Source organism: Marinobacter sp. E2 (assembly GCF_055755345.1).
Genome location: NZ_CM146911.1, coordinates 2,273,827 through 2,293,013 on the forward strand (window position 1 = coordinate 2,273,827; position 19,187 = coordinate 2,293,013).

Genomic DNA, 19,187 nt, shown 5'->3' on the forward strand with positions numbered 1-19,187 from the left:
TCTGTGACGAACTGATCGGGAAACAAACATGCGTATTTTGCTGTTTCTGGCAACCAACCTTGCCGTGATTATTGTCGCCAGCTTCACGCTGCGACTGCTGGGTGTGGACAGCTACCTGGCCCAGAATGGAATCCAGTATGGCTCGTTGCTGGCGTTCGCCGCCGTGTTCGGCTTCGCCGGCGCCCTGGTGTCGCTGTTCATTTCCAAGCCCATGGCCAAATGGAGCACACGCGCCCGGGTGATCGACGCGCCCAGAACGCCAGCCGAACGCTGGCTGATGGACACCGTTGCAGACCTGTCCCGGAATGCCGGCATCAAGATGCCCGAGGTGGCCATCTTCCCCGCTTCACAGTCCAATGCCTTTGCCACCGGCTGGAACAAGAACGACGCCCTGGTGGCGGTCAGTGAGGGGCTGCTGCAGCGGTTCAACAAGGACGAGATCCGGGCAGTGCTGGGCCATGAGATTGGCCACGTCGCCAACGGCGATATGGTGACCCTGGCCCTGATTCAGGGTGTGGTGAATACCTTTGTGATTTTCGCCTCCCGGGTGATCGGCTCCTTCGTCGACCGGGTGGTGTTCAAGAATGAGAGTGGCCACGGCCTGGGCTTCTTTGCGGTAAGTATTGTCGCCGAAATTGTGCTGGGCATCCTCGCCAGCACCATTGTGTTCTGGTTCTCGCGGCGGCGGGAGTATCGGGCCGATATCGCCGGTGCGCAGCTGGCCGGACGCACCGCCATGATCAGCGCTCTGGCCCGTCTGAAGCAGGAAAGCGAGGTACCGGACCAGATGCCAGACACACTCCAGGCGTTTGGCATCAATCGGGGTGCCCGCGGCAGCCTGAGCGCCCTGTTCATGACTCACCCTCCGCTGGAAGACCGCATTCAGGCCCTCCAGAGCGCCAAACTCTGAAACAAAAAAGCCGGGGCACTTGCCCCGGCTTTGTTCTGCAGGACCGACCGTTATCAGATCTTCAGTTTGAAGCCGATGGCCCTGAAGCTGTCCTGCAGCGATTTGCTGGTGCCCTTCAACTGAATCTTCACGCTCGAGCATTCACGCCGCACCGGGTAGTCCCGGCGGAGCCGGTCAAACGCCGGGCCCCGCTCTGCGGGTGCTCCGTCCATGGCATGCCGAAGCCTGGCATCGTCCCGGCGCGGGTCGTAGCAGGCCCTCAGGGCAATGCGAATGGCATCGTCCTCGTCGGCGGAACTGGTGAACGATAGCTTGCTCAGGGCCGGCTCCGGCAGAAACTGCCCGGCCTTCTTGCGGATGGGCAGACCCAGGAACTGACTCAGGGCCTGGTAGATCATCTCCGTGCCCTGAACCTTGCCCTCCAGGCTGTAACCGGCGATGTGGGGCGTTGCCAGCCAGACACGATCCACCAGCTCGGGGTTGATCCTTGGCTCCTGCTCCCAGACATCAAGGGCGACCGTCGGCGCGTTACCCTGCTCCAGCCGCTCCAGCAATGCAGATGTATCAATCACCTCGCCCCGACCGGCATTGATCAGAAGCTGCCCGGCGTTCAGGTCTGCCAACTCCTGTGGACCGATCATGTGGAACGTGGGGTGGCTGCCATCCCGGGTGAGCGGCGTATGCAGCGAAACCACATCGCATTTGAGCGTCTCGGCCAGCGTGACGAAGTTTTCGCCAGACTCCTGCCCGGACTCTTCCAACTCAGCCCTTGGAGGATCGCAGAGCCGAACCTCAAATCCCAAACGCTCCAGTTTGCGGGCCAGCTCACTGCCGACGTTGCCGACGCCGACAATACCGATACTGAGGTTGGTCCAGTCTTCCAGCCCCTGCTTTTCCGCGTGCAGGGAAATCACCGATAGCACATACTCAGCCACGCTGTTGGCGTTGCAGCCAGGAGCAGCCGAGAACCGGATACCGGCCTCTTCCAGCCATGGCAGGTCCACATGATCGGTGCCGATCGTGGCAGTGCCCACAAAACGTACCCGACTGCCTTCGAGTAGCTCCTGGTTGACCCGGGTAACCGAGCGCACCAGAAGGGCATCGGCGTCCCGGACATCGCTCGCTGTCATGGAGCGGCCGGAGACACGGCGAATCTCGCCAATGTCACCGAAGAAAGAATCCAGCAGGGGTATGTTCTCGTCAGCTACGATCAACATGGTGGTGCCCGGTCCTGTCAGTTCCTGCGCTGTCGGGGATTGCGTCCGCCTTGTCCGCGACCGCCCTGGGGCCGCCGCCCACGTTTACGGGTGATCGGCGGGTTGTCCATGGTCGCCATCAAGGCTTCGTCCGGCACAGCGGTTTTCAGCTTCTGGCTGATGTAGGACTCAATGGCGGGCAAGGCGAAGGAGTCGTCCTCACCGGCAAAACTCACTGACACCCCGTGCTTGCCCGCACGACCGGTGCGACCGATACGATGGACATAGTCTTCCGCGTTGTCCGGAAGATTGTAGTTGAAGACGTGGGTAACCCCGTTTACGTGAATCCCCCGGCCAGCCACATCCGTTGCCACCAGCACCTGAATGCTGCCTTTCTTGAACTGATCCAGGGTCTTCAGGCGCTTGTTCTGGGCAATTTCGCCGGACATGAGGGCCACCTTAACGCCCTGGTTCTTCAGGTCTTCCTCAAGGTCCCGGCACTGGTCACGGCGGTTGGCGAAGACGATGGCCTTCTCCACTTCCGGGCGTTTGAGGTAATTGACCAGAACGGTGAGCTTTTCGTCGTCGGCCACCAGATACACCGTCTGATCCACCCGTTCCGCGGTTTTCTGTTCCGGCTCGATTTCCACAAACTCCGCGTTCTGCGTCCACATGGATGCCAGGTTCAGGACATCCTGATTGAAGGTGGCGCTGAACAGCAGGGTCTGGCGCTCGTCCTTGGGGGTGCACTTGCGGATGATCCGCTTCACATCGGGTATGAACCCCATGTCCAGCATGCGGTCCGCTTCGTCCAGGATGAGAATATCCAGCTGATCCAGAAACACGTCCTGGGAACCGAGAAAATCGATCAGCCGCCCCGGGGTGGCCACCAGAATATCCACGATCTCGTTCTGCAGCTGGTCCCGCTGCTTGTCGTAGTTCATACCACCCACCACCGTGACCACGTTATGGCCGGTGTACTGGCACAGCTGCTCGGCATCCTTGGCAATCTGCATGGCCAACTCGCGGGTCGGGGCCAGCGCCAGCACGCGAGGCTCGGAGGCAAACCGGTCCTTCTCCGGTACCGGAGTTTCCAGCAGGCTCTGGATGGCGGTGATCAGGAACGCGGCGGTCTTGCCGGTACCGGTCTGGGCCTGACCGATCAGGTCCTCGCAGGCCAGAGTCCAGGGCAGGGTTTCCGCCTGGATGGGGGTACAATACTCGAAACCAATGGCGGTTATGGCATCCAGCAGTCGCTTGTCGAGGTTCAGGTCGCTGAATCTCAGATCGCCGGTATGTTTTGGGTCAGATGTCATAGAGTCCTAGTTTTCCTGGGGTAATGCTGGTTCAGAAGTCGATGGTGCAATCCGCCGGACATCCTCGTGCCAACGGGCTTTCAGGGTAGCTCCGGTGCCATAGAACGCTGCCAACGCTTCCAGAAAGCGTTGTGCCCGGTCGGGAAGCCCGCGTTCAAGGTACCTGCCAGCCTGGGTGCAGACGTTCTCCCGAAAACGCGTTTCCTGGGCTGCCCCGGCACCGGAAAGGTTGTCCAGGCTTACGTGGAACCGAAACCCGGCGGCCAGGGCGAACAGCCACTCGATTGCCTGCGGCTTGACCTCCACCGTCTCAAAAGCCTGCTGCTGCTCCGGTGTGCGGCCATCCGGACAGTACCAGTAACCGTAATCGTGGAGTGTGCGCCGATGCTCACCAGCAATACACCAGTGGCTGATTTCATGCAAAGCGCTGGCATAATAGCCATGGGCAAAAACGACCCGGGCGAAGCCATCCGGTTCGCTGGCGGGCACATATTCAGGTTCATCGCTGCCTCTGACCAGCACTGTCCGGTAGGCTTCCCGGAACAGGTCATTGAACAGCATGATAAGATCATTCGGGCTGTGATTCATTGGTGGGCTATTGTGCGACTTTACGGCCCCCAATACCAGAGGGAACTTTGACCCGGCCCTTGTGTCCACTGCACGATTCACCGTGGCCCTGCGCCCCGATCAGACACCAACAGGAAAACCGCTCAACGATGATGTCCAATCCCCTGTCCCTGACACTCCTGCTCACTGTCATGTTATCCGCAACGAGTCCCGCCTGGGCTCTCGGCAGCAGCGGTGGCAGCCTGTTCGGAGGCCAGGGCGGAGAATTCCTCCCGGTCGACGAGGCCCTGCCCTTCGACTTTACGTCAACGACTGATGGCGTGGTTCTGGAGTGGGATATAACGCCGGGGCACTACCTCTACCAGGAGCGGATCAGTATTGCCACCGACAACAAGGGGGTTGTGCTGGGTGAGCCTGCCTTTTCGGTCACCGGCACCGAAACCGAGGATGAATATTTCGGTAAAAGCACGGTCTTCTACGAACCGGTGCAAGCCCGCGTGCCCGTCACCCTGCCCGAAGGCGCCAAGGAAGCCGTGCTTCAGGTAACCTACCAGGGCTGCGCCGAAGCCGGTCTCTGCTACCCGCCGCAAACGCGAGAGGTGCTCTTCTACCCCGGCAGCGGTAACAGCGCCGACAGTGGCGCAACCACTGCCCAGAATGACAGCGGTAACAGTGGGACCGTCGACACCGAGACCGCCACCGGTCTTGCCGGCTTTCTCTCTCGCCAGTCCACAGCCGTGATCGCGGGCGTGTTTCTGCTGCTGGGGCTGGGCCTGACCTTCACGCCCTGCGTACTGCCGATGGTGCCCATTATCTCTTCCCTTGTTTCCGGCCGAAACACCCGGACCACTGGTCAGGCCCTGATGCTGTCCGGCAGTTACGTGATGGGCATGGCGCTGACCTACGCCGCCGCTGGTGTTCTAACCGGACTGCTGGGCGCGAGCTTCAATCTGCAGGCTCAATTACAGTCGCCCTGGGTTCTGGGCACCTTCGCCCTGTTGTTCGTAATTTTCGCGCTCTCAATGTTCGATCTTTTTGAAATCCAGTTGCCGCGGTTCATTCGGGAGCCACTGAACGATGCCAGCCATCGCCTGACCGGAGGCCGCGTGGCCAGCCTGTTTGGCATTGGCGCTCTGTCGGCACTGATCGTGTCGCCGTGTGTATCCGCGCCCCTGGCCGGCAGCCTGCTCTATATCTCAACAACCCAGGATGCCTTCATTGGCGGCATCGCGCTGTTCTCACTCGGCCTGGGCATGGGTATACCCCTGATCCTCGTGGCGGTGGGAGGTCGGAAGCTGCTGCCCACCACCGGGCACTGGATGACAGCGGTAAAGCATTTCTACGGAGTGATGCTGCTCGCCGTCGCTATCTGGCTGGTTGAACGCCTGGTGCCGGGTTGGGTGGCACTGGTGTTGTGGGGTCTGCTGGTGGCCATCACCGGCGTGCAACTGGGCGCATTCGACGCCGCCAGGGCCGGCTGGGAAAGAACACGAAAAGGGCTGGGACTGGTGCTGTTCGCCTATGGCCTGGCGCTTCTGGCAGGCGCAGTGGGTGGCGCCAGCGATCCCCTGAGGCCTCTTGCGCCCTTTACCGTGGCAAGCACGGCAAGTGGCACAGTGGCCTCCGCCGCGGCCGACCATGCGCCCTTCCGCCGCGTGGAGGATCCCGCACAGGTCCGGGCCATGCTCCAGCAGGCCAGTCTTGAGGGACAGCCGGTGATGCTCGATTTCTACGCCGACTGGTGTATTTCGTGCAAGGTGATGGAACGCAACGTATTCAGCAAGCCCGAGGTCATTCAGGCCCTGGCCCCTTATACGCTGTTGCAAATCGACATGACCGACAACACGCCTGCTCAGCAGGCACTTCTCGACGAGCTGGGCCTGTTCGGTCCTCCGGCCATTCTGTTCTACAACCAGAGCGGGGATGAACTGGCCGAGCACCGGGTGCTGGGTGAAATGGACCGCGAACAGTTCCTCAACCACCTCAGGAAGGTAGCCAGAGACGCCTAACTGCCCCTGCGAATCAGGTAGATAAAGAGGTCGTCGTCCTCCAGCTGCTGAACCAGTTCGTGCCCGAGGAACTGGCAGAACCTGGGTATGTCCCGCGTGGTGGAAGGATCCGTAGCCACCACCCGCAGGATGCCGCCCGGCTGCACATCGTTAATTCGGTTATGCAGCATCATCACAGGCTCGGGACAGAACAGCCCCCGGGCATCCAACTCTGCGTCAAATTCCGATGCTTCCACTCTCGATCTCCTGTTAATCAACCTGATTTTTCTGAGTTTTCTGCTAGATTCGTTAATAAGACCGTTAACATGCTTGGAGGTTTGCCATGATTCGGGTATTGATCGAGCGCCACATTGCCGAGTCACTGGAGTCAGCATACGAGGAACGTTCGCGCAAGGTTCTTCAACAAGCAGTCAGTGCACCCGGATTCATTTCTGGCGAAACCCTGATCGACGCCCACGACGAAAACCATCGCATAACCCTGGCCAACTGGCGTTCCGAAGCGGACTGGGACCGCTGGCTGCACTCCGAAGAACGCCGGGAGCTAATGCTGGAACTGGCCCCGATGATGGATCGGGAAGAACACATCACCGTTCTTGAGCAGAGCGCATTCTAACCAATCCGCTCTATAAAGCAGGTGATCTCCTCGCGATCATGATACAGGTGTCGCGCCCTCAGGCGAGCATGCACCCCGGCCGTTTCCAGGCCACTCTCGAGTATGTCGCGGCAAATCAGCCATTCTTCATAGCGCTTTTTCATCGGTAATTTCAGATTGAACAGAGCGTAGCGGCACAACCCCTCGCCCAGCCAGGTGACCGCCAGCCGGGCGGTTTTCCGGGGTTGGTCGACGATGTCACAGACCATCCAGTCGATGCCCCGTTTCGGCCGCCAGGCAAAGCCGTCCGCCTCCACATGCTCAACCTGCCCGCTGGCCATAAGCTTATCGTTCATCGGGCCGTTATCCACCGCGGTCACCAGCATGCCCTGCCGGACCAGTTGCCAGGTCCAGCCACCGGGCGCGGCGCCCAGGTCAGCCGCCTTCTTGCCGCCGCCCAGGTAGTCGAGCTCCCGATCCTCGGGCAGGAACACCTTCCACGCCTCCTCCAGTTTCAGCGCGGAACGGCTCGGTGCCGAAGCGGGTAACCGCAGGCGGGGAATTCCGCCCACATAACGGGCCCGGTTTTCTGAAAGGCTGTAGCCCACCAACGCCGTCTCAAAATCGGGAAGGAAGACTTCCAGACGGGCTGGGGCCGGGGCATTCTGGTCGGGTTTAAGAAGGCCCGCACCTCGCAACCCCCGCGACAGCGGCGAAACCCATTTACGGGCAAAATTGCCGAGATCCCGATCGGCATTGTTCTCCGGCACCCGGATCTCGAGCCGGGCGCAGCCAGGCCAGCCAAGATTCAGGGACCGCAATCCCGCAATAACGGCGCCGACCCGATCACTCGCCGGCAGTGGCAGTGCACCCAACACAACCATCCAATCTCTCACGAATACCAGCTCGTCCAGCGGCAGGCTGGCCATGATGTCCTCGGCCCTGGCCGGCGCCGATATGAGGAACCGCACCCGCCCCTGGTTTGCTTCTGGCTCGAAATAGCCAAACATCCCCTTCTCGGAGGCCCTGTCGGTCATTTCCCTGCCGGCCTCGGTTTCAAAACCGGGCCGACAGAACAGAAGTATCTGGTCCATGCCTCACCTTTTCTACGGGGCTGCGCCAACCCACGAAATTTCAAACTGTTTAACAGCGTCGTTTGTATTCTCTGGCTACACTTGCCGACTTACACTGCCCAGGAATCCCTGAATGTCCCGCTCCGCACGCCTGATCGCACTTTTCAGCCTCTGGCTGCTTCCCGCCCTGGCCCTGGCGGATTCCGGGTCTGCCCAGTCGGGCTGTGCGACGCTGGACGCCAGTAATCCGGACGCCCGCGCCGCGCTGATGCAGTACATTTGTTACCACAGCGCGCCGCCCGGCACACCCAGTCACGACGCTTCCGAACCCGGCCAGTTACCGGCCGACATGGACTGGACACCGGCCAACGGTCGGGATCTGGTGTTCAGCCACACCCGCTCCATTTACTGGGTTCACCTGCACATTGCCAACCTCGGAAGCGAGCGGGCCGCCTGGTACCTGAAACTGGGGTATCCGCTGCTGGACGAGGTCACCCTCTGGCAGGAGGGGGATGATACTACACAGCGACTGGTGACCGGAGATCAGCGCCCGTTCAGTGACCGGCCCGTAGACTACCGCCATTTCCTGTTCCCCGTCACGCTGGATGCCGGCGAGACGCGGTCACTGACTTTGCGGGTACACAGCAACGGCGCGCTCAATGTACCCCTGAGCCTGGAAACCGCCGAAGAGGTGATTGTCGATAGCAACCACTTAACCCTCACCCACGGGCTCTTCTACGGTGCCCTGCTGGTTTTTGCGGTATTCAATCTGCTGCTGTTTTTCAGTGCCGGCACCACCTACTACTTCTACAACGCGTTTTATCTGGCAGCGCTCGGGCTCTTCCTCTTTGCCATGGGCGGGTTCGCCAACCAGTATTTCTGGCCGGACAGTCCCGGCTTCGCCAATATGTCGATCCCGCTGTCACTGGCGCTGTGCGCCCTGGCGATGCTCATGTTCGGGCGGTCCTTTCTGGAAGTGGAGAGGGGCACGGTATCGGCCAAGATTCTGAGTGGCGAGGCCTGGTTGTGTATCGGCCTGCTGGTTCTGTCCGTGGTACTGCCCTATAACAAGAGCATTCTGCTCAATACCACGCTGGCACTTGCAGTGATCGCTTCATTGTTCGTGATTGCCGCCGTGCGCTGGCGGCAGGGTTACCAACCGGCCACCTGGTATCTACTGGCCTGGCTGATCATGCTGGTTGGCGGGCTGATTTACGCAATGGCCGCGTTTGGCTACCTGACTGATTTCCTGGCACGGGAGGCCATGATGCAGGTGGCGGTGGGCGGCCAGGTCATTCTGCTCAACTACGCCATGGTGCAGCGCTGGCGCCTCCTGAACCAGAAACTTCTCGACGTGGAGCACAATGCCCGCACCGAACTGGAATTCAAGGTGCACGAGCGCACGGCACAGCTGCGCAACACCATGAGAGAGCTCGAGAAAGCCAACCGCAAACTGTCATCACTCAGCCTGAATGATGCTCTCACCGGACTCCATAACCGACGCTACCTCGACAACATACTGCCTGAACTCTGTGGCGAAGCCCGCCGAAGCGGACAGCCTCTGGCGTTGGCACTGGTGGACGCTGATCATTTCAAATCCATCAACGACACCTGGGGCCATGGATTCGGCGATACCTGCCTGCAGTTCATCGCCGAGGTACTGACCCGGCATGTGAAGCGCCCGAGGGATGTGGCCATTCGTTTCGGCGGCGAAGAGTTTGCCCTGCTGCTACCGGGAACCGATGCCGCCGGCGCCCTCAAGGTCTGCATCGCCCTGCTGGAGGACCTCGCCGAAACCCCCATCCCTGCCCCCGACGGCTCCGACGTGAGAATCACGCTGAGCGCCGGCATTGCCACCCTCGAGAGTGGCGAGGATCAGGGCCACCTGTTCGACCGGGCCGATCAGGCGCTTTACCGGGCCAAGCACGCCGGACGTAATCGGGTGATGATGTCCGGCACAGACCAGGAGCAGAGCGCTCAGGCTCCCAGGCATTCGTCGACAAACTGACGGGTGGCGGAAGCCGCCGAAGCCAGCAGGGTTTCCTGGGTGTCCGGTTGGCTTTTCAGCGGCTGAAAGTCGTGGTTGCCACCCTCGAGCCAGTGAATCCGTACATTGCCCAGTGCTTCACTACGACCCTCAACTTCCTCCCTGCGTCCGAACGGGTCCCGGGTTCCCTGCACCACAAGAGCCGGCACCGTGAGCGCGGCGAAATGCTCGATGCGCCATCGATCGGGCTTGCCGGGCGGGTGAAACGGATAACCAAAACACACCACGCCATCCACGCCCTGGCCCTCGCTGGCCAGCACACTGGCCATCCGGCCGCCCATGGATTTTCCGCCGACCAGAATCCGGCACTGTTCGCCCACCTCCTGGCGAACCCGGTCCAGAACCTCGGAAAAATGCGACAGTAAAACCGGCTGTCGGTCTGGCGGGCGTTTCTTGCCGTCGGTCCGGCGCTTCTGCATGTAAGGAAACTCGAAACGTACAACGTCAATACCCTGGCCAAAGAGCTTGTCGGACAGACCCTCCATGAACGGGGAATCCGCTGGCGCACCGGCGCCATGGGCAAGAATCAGTACTACGTCCGGCGTATTTTCATAGCCTTTGGTCGTAATCAACGGCACAAAATTCACCTCGTTCGTTCAAGCGACTATCATTGCAGTTCCAGCAACACATTTTCCAACCGCTGAAACAACTCCAACGAACGCAGTATAAAGGAAGCCATGTTGCTGATTTGGGCGCATTTGACGGATGTCAGGAGTTGACCTGAGTCATTGCAAACCGCTAATCGTTTCTCCATACTTGCGCCCGCATAATTCCCCACTCTAAACCCATTGGTAAGGCTATGAGCACAGTAAATGCAAACCTGACTTACAACTACAAGGTGGTGAGACAATTCGCCATCATGACGTTGGTCTGGGGCATTGTTGGCATGGGCATGGGCGTGTTGATCGCATCCCAGCTCGTGTGGCCCTCAATGAACCTGGATTTGCCCTGGACGCACTTTGGCCGTCTTCGTCCCTTGCATACCAACCTGGTTATCTTCGGCTTCGGGGGCTCGGCACTGTTTGCCACGTCCTATTATGTTGTCCAGAGGACCTGTCAGGCGAGGCTGATTTCTGACAGCCTGGCCGCATTTACGTTCTGGGGCTGGCAGGCCATCATGATTGCCGCCATCCTCACCTTGCCTCAGGGTTTGACCTCCTCCAAGGAGTACGCCGAACTCGAATGGCCCATCGACATCGCCATCGCGGTTGTCTGGGTAACCTACGCGCTGGTGTTCTTCGGCACCGTCATGAAGCGCAGCAGCCCGCACATCTACGTTGCCAACTGGTTCTACGGTGGTTTCATCATTACCGTGGCGGTTCTGCATATCGGCAACAACCTGGCGCTGCCAGCTGGTGCGTTCAAGTCTTACTCCGCCTATGCCGGCGTCACCGACGCCATGATGCAGTGGTGGTGGGGTCACAACGCAGTGGGCTTCTTCCTGACTGCCGGCTTCCTGGGCATGATGTACTACTTCGTGCCAAAGCAGGCCAACCGTCCCATTTACTCCTACCGCCTGTCCATCGTTCACTTCTGGGCGTTGATTGCCACCTACGTGTGGGCCGGTGGCCACCACCTGCACTACTCCGCGCTTCCTGACTGGGCTCAGACCGCCGGTATGGTGATGTCACTGATCCTGCTTGCGCCGTCCTGGGGCGGTATGATCAACGGCATGATGACCCTCTCGGGCGCCTGGCACAAACTGCGCACCGATCCGATTCTGCGCTTCCTGGTGGTTTCCCTGTCGTTCTACGGCATGTCCACCTTCGAAGGCCCGATGATGGCTATCAAGACCGTGAATGCGCTGTCGCACAACACCGACTGGACCATTGGTCACGTTCATTCCGGTGCTCTTGGCTGGGTTGCCATGATCAGCATCGGGGCGGTCTACCACCTCATTCCCAAACTCTGGGGCCTGCAGGCCATGTACAGCACCAGCCTGATCAACGTGCACTTCTGGCTGGCCACCGTGGGCACGGTCCTGTACATCGTTGCCATGTGGGTAAATGGAATTATGCAGGGCCTGATGTGGCGTGCAGTCAACGAAGACGGCACCCTGACCTACAGCTTTGTTGAGGCACTTGAAGCCTCCTACCCCGGCTACCTCGTGCGGTTTATCGGTGGCGCGATCTTCCTGAGCGGCATGCTTGTTATGGCCTACAACGTGTACATGACCGTACGCCAGAAAGAAGCAGTAGCGCAGGACAACGCGGCGACCCAGCCGGCGTAACGGGAGAGAGATCAGATGAAACATGAAGTAGTCGAGAAAAACCTCGGTCTGATGATCGTTCTGATCATCCTGACCATCAGTGGTGGCTTCCTGGTGGAGGTTGTCCCCCTGTTCTTCCTGAAAGAAACCAACGAACCGGTGGAAGGCCTTGAGCCCCTCTCCGCCCTCGAACTGGAAGGCCGGGACATTTACATCCGCGAAGGCTGCCACGTGTGTCATACCCAGCAGATCCGTCCCTTCCGGGCCGAGACCGAGCGGTATGGCCACTACTCCGTTGCGGGCGAGTTCGTTTATGACCGCCCGTTCCTGTGGGGCTCCAAGCGTACCGGTCCGGATCTGGCCCGTGTAGGCGGTCGATACTCCGATGCCTGGCAACGCCAGCACCTGTACGATCCGCGCAGTGTCGTCCCCGAGTCCAACATGCCGGCATTCCCCTGGCTGTTCGAAGACCGGGTAGATCACACCAAGACCGCTGCCAAGATGGAAACGCTGCAGACCCTGGGCGTTCCCTACACCGACGAGCAGATCGCAGAGGCCTCTGCTCAGGTGGAAGGCAAGTTTGAAATCGAGGCTCTGGTCGCGTACCTGCAACAGTTGGGTACAGTGATTTCAGAAAAACGGTGAACCGATGGATATCAATGAGTTACGCGGAATTCACACGCTTCTCGTAATGGCGGCTTTTCTCGGTATCGTCTGGTGGGCGTACAGCGCCCGCCGCAAGAAAGCCAACGACGAGGCGGCTCACCTGCCCTTCGACGATGACGAAGTGGAAAAGCGTACGCTCGAACAGGAAAAAACGGAGAAGAAACAATGAGTACCTTTTGGAGCCTCTGGATCAGTGTGATCGTGCTCGGTACCATATTCGGCTGCATGTGGCTTCTGTGGGCAACCCGCAAGAGCCAGTCCACCGATGTCGAGACCGAACGCACAACGGGCCACTCGTTTGATGGCATCGAAGAATACGATAACCCCCTGCCCAAGTGGTGGTTCTACCTGTTCCTCGCCACCTGTATTTTCTCACTCGGGTATCTGGTTCTGTACCCGGGCCTCGGGAACTTCCAGGGAATTCTGGGCTGGTCTTCGGCCAACCAGTGGGAGGCAGAGGTTGCAGAGGCAGAGGAAAAGTACGGGGAAATTTACGCCCAGTACGGTGAGACACCGGTTCCACAGCTTGCCGAAAACGGCGATGCCATGAAAATCGGCCAGCGCCTGTTCGCCAACAACTGCGCGGTGTGCCATGGCTCGGCTGCACGCGGCCAGGTGGGCTTTCCCAACCTGACAGATGACGACTGGCTGTACGGCGGAACGCCAGACGCCATCCTGGAAACCCTGCACAACGGTCGCATGGGCAACATGCCGGCCAAGGGCACCATGCCCAGCATGACCAACGAGCAAGTGGACCAGGTGGTCAACTACGTGCTTAGCTTCAGTGGTCGTGAGAAGGATGCCGAGGCCGCCAAGGCCGGTGAAGCCGTGTTTGCCCAGGCTTGTGTTGCCTGCCACGGGGCGGACGGCAAGGGTAACCAGGCCATGGGTGCACCCAATCTGACCGATAACACCTGGCTCTACGGCTCCACCTACGAGTGGATCAAGGAAACCGTCATGAACGGTCGTCAGAACCAGATGCCGGCGCAGAGTGGCCGCCTCTCGGACGACCAGATTCAGATTCTGGCAGCGTACGTGTACAGCCTGTCGAACTGAATCTACCGGCCGGGCTTGCCCCGGCCCGGTCTTTTCAACCCTGTGCCTGCCCGGCGGGTACAGGCTTGAAAGGATCAGCACGCCAATGGCCTGCCGCCTCGTAACACCCTTCCCCTGGAGGTAACGATGAGCAGTGAGATTCCGGTCAAGCAGATTGACCCATCCTCTGACCCCTCCGACAAAAACAACAAATCCGGAACCGTCGAACTTTACGCAAGTCGCAAGAAGATCTACGTCAAAGAGGTCAAGGGCTTTTTCCAGCGCATCCGCAACGTAAGCCTCACGCTGCTGATGGGCATGTATTTCCTGTTTGTCTGGTTGACCCTGGACGGCCAGCCGCTCATCCATTTCGACCTCCCGGCCCGGGAATTTCACCTGTACGGCATGACCTTCTTTCCGAAGGACTTTTTCCTGTTGTCTGGCATGCTGATCATCTGCGCCTTCGGGCTGTTTTTTATCACCACCCTTTTTGGCCGGGTCTGGTGCGGCTACACCTGTCCGCAAACGGTCTGGACCTTTATTTTCATGTGGGTGGAAGAGCGCATTGAAGGCAGCCGCAACAAACGCATGAAGCTGGACAAATCACCCAGCTCCGGGGCCAAGGTCTTCAAGAAATCCGCCAAGCACACGGTCTGGCTTTTGATCGCCCTGGCAACCGGCCTGACCTTCGTTGGCTACTTCTACCCCATCCGTGAGTTGCTTGCGGATCTGTTCACGCTCCAGGCCAACGGCTGGGCCTACTTCTGGGTCGCTTTCTTTACCGCGGCCACCTACCTGAACGCCGGCTGGATGCGCGAGCAGGTATGCCTGTACATGTGCCCCTACGCCCGCTTCCAGTCGGTCATGTTCGACCCCAACACCCGGGTGGTTTCCTACGATCCCAATCGGGGTGAGCCCCGTGGCGGCCGCAAAAAAGGCACGGCTCCCTCAGAGTTGGGCCTTGGAGACTGCATCGACTGCGGGCAATGCGTGCAGGTGTGCCCCACCGGCATCGATATTCGCGACGGGCTTCAGTACGAATGCATCGGCTGTGCCCTGTGCATCGATGCCTGTGACGAAATCATGGACAAGATGGAGTACCCACGGGGGCTGATTCGCTACACCACCGAAAACGAGCTTGAGGGCAAGCCCTCGAGGCTGCTACGGCCAAGAACCTTCGGCTACGGTGCCGTTCTGCTGCTGATGATCGGCGCGATTATCTTCACCATCGCAACCCGGGTACCTGCCCAGCTGGACGCGCTCAGGGACCGTGGTGCGCTGTACAGCTTTAACGGTGAAGGTCGAATCGAGAACTCCTACACGCTCAAGATTGCCAACATGACCGAAGTTCCGCAGACCTTTAATGTGTCGGTCAGCGGGCTTCCGGACATACGCATTCTGACCAATACCTCGGTCACCGTTGAAAGTGGAGAGAACCGGTCGTTGCCCACCGTTGTGGATGTCCCGCCGGAGTCCATCAACCAATCGAACAACGAGATCCGATTCAGGGCGCAATCCGAGACGGATGCCTCCCTGGTTGTTGAAACTGAAAGCCGATTCGTTGGTCCAACCCGCTGACACCAGCCACGGCCTGGACCAGAAACGACATGAGATGCTGATTTATGACTGAAGAAACACCGGTAAGTCCCTGGTACCGCCAGCCCTGGTTCTGGTTTTTGCTGATCTTTCCTGGCGCCTCGATCATTTACTGCGCCATTGCCATCACCATCGCTATCAACACAGAAAATGCGATGGTCACTGATGACTGGTCGAAAGAAGGTCGGGGTATCAACATGTCCATCGCCCGTGACCAGAAGGCTGCGGATCTGGGCATGACCGCCCACATCGATTTCCGGGACCGGAATGTCATCGTTGACCTGGACACCACCAACGGACCGGCGGACTTTCCCTATCTGATTCTCAACCTGTTCCACCCGACCCTGTCGGACAAGGACCGCACCATCCAGTTTCAGCGAATCGAACCGGGCCGCTTTGCCGGCAAACTGCTGGAAGACATTGATGGGCGCTGGTACTACGACCTTCGCGGCCCCGCCAATGAGTGGCGTCTGAAGGGCGAAGCCCTGTTGCCTGCGGCAAATGGAATTACGGTCAAGGCCGGGGAGTCGGCCCAAGGTTGACCAGCCCGGATTGCTTCCATTGCGGTGAGCCGGCAGACGGCGAGCCCCCGATTACCCTTGAGCTTGACGGCAGTACGCGGCATTTCTGCTGTCAGGGCTGCAAGGCGGTGTGTCAGACCATTCACCAGGAAGGTCTTACCGGCTTTTACAATATCCGGACCCGCAACGCGGTCACTCCCAGGACGCTGACGACAGCCGAGGTAAACCGACTGCGGGAACTGGACCATCCGCTGGTTCAGGAGTCCTTCGTGTCGCCGGTAAAAGGCGGCCAGGAAGCCCAGCTTCTGATTGGTGGCATCACCTGCGCAGCGTGCATCTGGCTGCTTGAAAACCACATGGCCCAGCAGCCAGGTGTGGTGTCGTTTTCAGTCAACCACACCACGCAACGGGCAAGGCTGGTGTGGGCTCCGGACCAGGCCCGTCTCAGTGACCTGCTGATCGCCGTCCAGCAGTTGGGGTACTCCGCCCGGCCCTACCAGGCCGATGAGGCGGAACAGGCCCTGAAGGCAGAACATCGTTCCATGCTGATTCGCGTTGCGGTTGCCGGTATTGGCTCGTTCCAGAGCATGATGCTGGCCTTCCCGCTGTACTTCGAACTGGTCAACGACCTCTCGCCAGGTTTTGTCAGCTTCTTCCGGTGGTTCAGCCTGCTGGTGGCAACACCTGTGGTGTTCTACAGCGCCCGACCATTTTTCCGGAATGCCAGGCGGGACATCCTCAGCCGCCACCTGACCATGGATGTTCCTGTGGCCATTGCCATCGGGCTCGCCTACCTGGCGAGCGCCTGGGTTACGGTTGTGGGGGGCGACGAAGTCTACTTCGAGTCCGTTTGCATGTTCACCTTCTTCCTGCTGCTGGGCCGCTACATTGAGCTCCAGGCAAGATACCGGGCCGGTCTGACGGGCAATGCTCTGGCCGGGTTCCAGCCTTCGGTGGCCACCCTGGTCATCGGCGATTCCACCGATGTGGTGCCAGTGCACAACGTGCGACCCGGCGACATTATCCGCGTACGCCCCGGCGAGACGCTCCCGGTGGACGGGGAAATCCTGAGCGGACAGTCCACCCTCAACGAAGCGGCACTGACCGGCGAGTACCTTCCAGAAACGCGTTACCCGGGCGATCCGGTCCATGCTGGCAGCATCAATGGTGAGCATCCCCTGGACATCCGGGTGGAGAAAGCCGGCGCCCAGACCCGGCTTTCGGGCATTCTGCGCATACTCGACCGGGTACAGTCGGAAAAACCCCGCGTTGCCCGGATGGCCGACCGGATGGCGGGCAAGTTCGTTGGTCGCGTGCTGATCCTGGCGCCGGTGGTCTGGATTGGCTGGTGGTGGGCCGGCGCCGACAACGCCTTCGACATCACCCTGTCGGTGTTGGTGGTGACCTGCCCCTGCGCGCTTTCACTGGCCACACCAACGGCCATCACCTCGGCCACAGTGAGGCTCCGGCGACTCGGATTTCTGCCGACACGGGGACACACCCTCGAGTCCATGAACAATATCGATACCGTGGTATTCGATAAAACCGGAACCCTGACCCAGGGCGAACTGACCCTGGTGGCCACCCGGATCACCGGCGGCCTGGATGAGAAGACCTGTCTGGCGCTGGCCGCCGGACTGGAAGCCCATTCAGAGCACCCGATTGCGAAGGTTTTCCGGCATCGGCAAGCAGCGAGCGTCGGCAACGTGCAGAATCACCTGGGTGGAGGTCTCTCCGGCCATTTCGGTGACACCGAGGTATTCATCGGGCACCGGGAGTTTGTTGCCGAACGTGTCTCGGCACCCGCGCCCGACACTGATCAACAACAAGGTATGACGGTGTGGCTGGCGTCCAACCGGGAATGGCTGGCCTGCTTCACGCTTGACGACCAGCCCAGGGACGATGCCCGCACGGCCATCGAAACCTTGCAGGCAGCCGGTATCCGGACCCTGTTGCTGAGCGGCGACCGCTCCGGGCACGTGGCATCGATCGCCGAGCGACTGGGCATTGATGAAGCGATCGGCCAGGCATCGCCGGAGGACAAGCTCTCCGTCCTGGAAAAACTCAAGGCCGAAGGCCGACAGATCATGATGGTGGGGGATGGCCTGAACGATCTGCCCTCCATGGCCGGAGCGGGCATTTCCGTTGCGATGGGCTCGGCGTCGGACCTGACCCAGCTCAAAGCCGACGCTGTGCTCCTCAACGGACAGCTGCTGCAGCTGGTGGAAGCCCTGCAGACCAGCCGTCAGACCCGCGCTATCATCCGGCAGAATCTCTGGTGGGCACTGGGTTACAACCTCTGTGCGCTGCCGCTGGCCGCCGCCGGCATGGTGCCGCCCTGGCTGGCAGCCATTGGCATGTCACTGAGTTCTCTGGTGGTGGTGCTGAATGCGCTCAGGCTTGGCAAGAGACCGGCGCGGTCGCATCCGGACAATCCCCCGGTTGGCGTCGAGGCGCTGTCCTGATACCGTAAATTGGAAATCTGTTCCTCGGGAGTTCACCGTGCAAATCGTCATGTTCCTGGTTCCGCTGATGCTCATTCTGGTAACCGTGGGCATCGTGCTTTTCTCCTGGGCGGTCAAGAACGGCCAGTACGACGATCTGGAAGGTCCTGCCCACCGCATCCTGTACGACGATGACAAGGACAAGATTCCGCCGGAAGCAAGGACGGACGTCAAAGCTGACAATAATGAGGAGCTCGACACCGACGAGCCCTCTGGACAGGAAGCGCCGGACAGGAACAGCCACCGCACAGGATGAACCCGGACCTCTACCTCAGTTATCCAAGCGCCTTCATGATCGGCCTGCTTGGCAGCACCCATTGCCTGGGCATGTGCGGCGGTATCAGTGCGTCTCTGTCCATGGCATTGCCCGTGGGGCGGGGTTTCCGGTTTCGCCAGACGATGATGCTACTGGCGTTCAACGCCGGCAGGATTGGCAGTTACTGCCTGATTGCGGCCCTTGTGGCTGTGGCCAGCACGTCGGCCGCGAATCAGTGGCAGGAGGCCGGTCTGGTACTGCGCACCCTGGCGGGCGCGCTGCTGATTTTCATGGGGCTGTCCATGGGCCAGTGGTGGCAAGGCATTCGCTATGTAGAGCGGGTTGGCGCACCGATCTGGGCCCGGCTTTCTCCCCTGACCCGTCGGCTGCTGCCGGTGAATCACGGCGGCCAGGCTCTCTTGCTGGGTGCCCTGTGGGGCTGGCTGCCCTGCGGACTGATCTACAGCACCCTGGGCTGGGCCGCCCTCCAGCCAACCGTGGGTTCGGCGGCCCTGACCATGCTGTTCTTCGGCCTGGGGACCCTGCCGTCGATGCTCGCAACGGGCTACGCAGCCAGCTGGGTCAAGGCCTTGCAGGGCAACGGGCTGTTCCGGAAAGTGACCGGTGGCCTGCTTATCCTGTTCGGCCTGTGGACGCTGCCGTTCTCAGGGCTGGGTAGCCACTGATTGA

General features: G+C 60.2%; 19 protein-coding genes. 13 read left to right on the forward strand and 6 right to left on the reverse strand.

The window, feature by feature from the left end; genetic code table 11:
* Positions 1 to 28 precede the first annotated feature (28 nt).
* Positions 29 to 910 (forward strand): protease HtpX, encoded by an 882-nt coding sequence (htpX, locus tag AC0J1C_RS10380; protein WP_473043775.1) that lies wholly within the window; start codon positions 29 to 31, stop codon positions 908 to 910.
* Positions 911 to 963: 53 nt separating this feature from the next.
* Here htpX and pdxB read toward each other — a convergent pair whose 3' ends face one another.
* The 3 genes from pdxB to AC0J1C_RS10395 are packed head-to-tail and all read right to left on the reverse strand — an operon-like array spanning position 964 to position 3,983.
* Positions 964 to 2,127 (reverse strand): 4-phosphoerythronate dehydrogenase PdxB, encoded by a 1,164-nt coding sequence (gene pdxB / locus AC0J1C_RS10385; protein ID WP_473043776.1) that lies wholly within the window; start codon positions 2,125 to 2,127, stop codon positions 964 to 966.
* Between the two features lie 17 nt (positions 2,128 to 2,144).
* Positions 2,145 to 3,422 (reverse strand): DEAD/DEAH box helicase, encoded by a 1,278-nt coding sequence (locus tag AC0J1C_RS10390; RefSeq protein ID WP_375192461.1) that lies wholly within the window; start codon positions 3,420 to 3,422, stop codon positions 2,145 to 2,147.
* A 6-nt stretch (positions 3,423 to 3,428) separates the two neighbouring features.
* The gene (locus AC0J1C_RS10395; protein ID WP_473043777.1) at positions 3,429 to 3,983 is read right to left on the reverse strand and encodes an elongation factor P hydroxylase; all 555 of its coding nucleotides are present in this window, start codon (positions 3,981 to 3,983) and stop codon (positions 3,429 to 3,431) included.
* A 155-nt stretch (positions 3,984 to 4,138) separates the two neighbouring features.
* Here AC0J1C_RS10395 and dsbD point away from each other — a divergent pair, with 155 nt between their 5' ends.
* Complete coding sequence (gene dsbD, locus AC0J1C_RS10400; protein WP_473043778.1) at positions 4,139 to 5,998, forward strand: protein-disulfide reductase DsbD; 1,860 nt, start codon at positions 4,139 to 4,141, stop codon at positions 5,996 to 5,998.
* Here dsbD and tusA read toward each other — a convergent pair.
* A complete protein-coding gene (gene tusA / locus AC0J1C_RS10405) occupies positions 5,995 to 6,234 on the reverse strand; it encodes a sulfurtransferase TusA (protein ID WP_473043779.1) in 240 nt (79 codons plus the stop codon). The genes dsbD and tusA overlap by 4 nt on opposite strands.
* 86 nt (positions 6,235 to 6,320) lie before the next feature.
* Here tusA and AC0J1C_RS10410 point away from each other — a divergent pair, with 86 nt between their 5' ends.
* Complete coding sequence (locus tag AC0J1C_RS10410) at positions 6,321 to 6,611, forward strand: antibiotic biosynthesis monooxygenase family protein (RefSeq protein ID WP_375192457.1); 291 nt, start codon at positions 6,321 to 6,323, stop codon at positions 6,609 to 6,611.
* On the opposite strand, the gene rlmM is transcribed toward AC0J1C_RS10410, so the two are convergent.
* Positions 6,608 to 7,684 (reverse strand): 23S rRNA (cytidine(2498)-2'-O)-methyltransferase RlmM, encoded by a 1,077-nt coding sequence (gene rlmM, locus AC0J1C_RS10415; protein WP_473043780.1) that lies wholly within the window; start codon positions 7,682 to 7,684, stop codon positions 6,608 to 6,610. The genes AC0J1C_RS10410 and rlmM overlap by 4 nt on opposite strands.
* A 112-nt stretch (positions 7,685 to 7,796) precedes the next feature.
* On the opposite strand from rlmM, the gene AC0J1C_RS10420 reads away from it, so the two are divergent.
* Positions 7,797 to 9,671, forward strand: coding sequence for a sensor domain-containing diguanylate cyclase (locus AC0J1C_RS10420; RefSeq protein ID WP_473043781.1), 1,875 nt, complete (start codon positions 7,797 to 7,799; stop codon positions 9,669 to 9,671).
* Here the strand turns inward: AC0J1C_RS10420 and AC0J1C_RS10425 are convergent.
* Positions 9,641 to 10,288: an alpha/beta family hydrolase gene (locus AC0J1C_RS10425; RefSeq protein WP_375192454.1), complete on the reverse strand. Its 648-nt coding sequence runs from the start codon at positions 10,286 to 10,288 to the stop codon at positions 9,641 to 9,643. The genes AC0J1C_RS10420 and AC0J1C_RS10425 overlap by 31 nt on opposite strands.
* Before the next feature lie 221 nt (positions 10,289 to 10,509).
* Here AC0J1C_RS10425 and ccoN point away from each other — a divergent pair, with 221 nt between their 5' ends.
* The 9 genes from ccoN (at position 10,510) to AC0J1C_RS10470 (ending at position 19,183) form a co-directional block, all read left to right on the forward strand.
* Positions 10,510 to 11,940, forward strand: coding sequence for a cytochrome-c oxidase, cbb3-type subunit I (ccoN, locus tag AC0J1C_RS10430; RefSeq protein ID WP_091986001.1), 1,431 nt, complete (start codon positions 10,510 to 10,512; stop codon positions 11,938 to 11,940).
* Between the two features lie 15 nt (positions 11,941 to 11,955).
* Positions 11,956 to 12,564, forward strand: coding sequence for a cytochrome-c oxidase, cbb3-type subunit II (ccoO, locus tag AC0J1C_RS10435; RefSeq protein WP_091986003.1), 609 nt, complete (start codon positions 11,956 to 11,958; stop codon positions 12,562 to 12,564).
* 4 nt (positions 12,565 to 12,568) lie between these two features.
* Entirely contained in the window at positions 12,569 to 12,754 is a 186-nt protein-coding gene (locus tag AC0J1C_RS10440) for a cbb3-type cytochrome oxidase subunit 3 (RefSeq protein ID WP_091986005.1), read from the forward strand.
* Positions 12,751 to 13,641, forward strand: coding sequence for a cytochrome-c oxidase, cbb3-type subunit III (gene ccoP, locus AC0J1C_RS10445; protein ID WP_375192453.1), 891 nt, complete (start codon positions 12,751 to 12,753; stop codon positions 13,639 to 13,641). The genes AC0J1C_RS10440 and ccoP overlap by 4 nt, the downstream gene beginning before the upstream one ends.
* 126 nt (positions 13,642 to 13,767) lie before the next feature.
* The gene (gene ccoG, locus AC0J1C_RS10450; protein ID WP_473043783.1) at positions 13,768 to 15,198 is read left to right on the forward strand and encodes a cytochrome c oxidase accessory protein CcoG; all 1,431 of its coding nucleotides are present in this window, start codon (positions 13,768 to 13,770) and stop codon (positions 15,196 to 15,198) included.
* Positions 15,199 to 15,242: 44 nt separating this feature from the next.
* Entirely contained in the window at positions 15,243 to 15,758 is a 516-nt protein-coding gene (locus AC0J1C_RS10455) for a FixH family protein (protein ID WP_375192451.1), read from the forward strand.
* Positions 15,755 to 18,202, forward strand: coding sequence for a heavy metal translocating P-type ATPase (locus tag AC0J1C_RS10460; protein WP_473043784.1), 2,448 nt, complete (start codon positions 15,755 to 15,757; stop codon positions 18,200 to 18,202). Before AC0J1C_RS10455 ends, AC0J1C_RS10460 begins: the two co-directional genes overlap by 4 nt.
* 37 nt (positions 18,203 to 18,239) lie before the next feature.
* Entirely contained in the window at positions 18,240 to 18,497 is a 258-nt protein-coding gene (gene ccoS / locus AC0J1C_RS10465) for a cbb3-type cytochrome oxidase assembly protein CcoS (RefSeq protein WP_375192449.1), read from the forward strand.
* Positions 18,494 to 19,183 (forward strand): sulfite exporter TauE/SafE family protein, encoded by a 690-nt coding sequence (locus AC0J1C_RS10470; RefSeq protein WP_473043785.1) that lies wholly within the window; start codon positions 18,494 to 18,496, stop codon positions 19,181 to 19,183. Before ccoS ends, AC0J1C_RS10470 begins: the two co-directional genes overlap by 4 nt.
* Positions 19,184 to 19,187 lie beyond the last annotated feature (4 nt).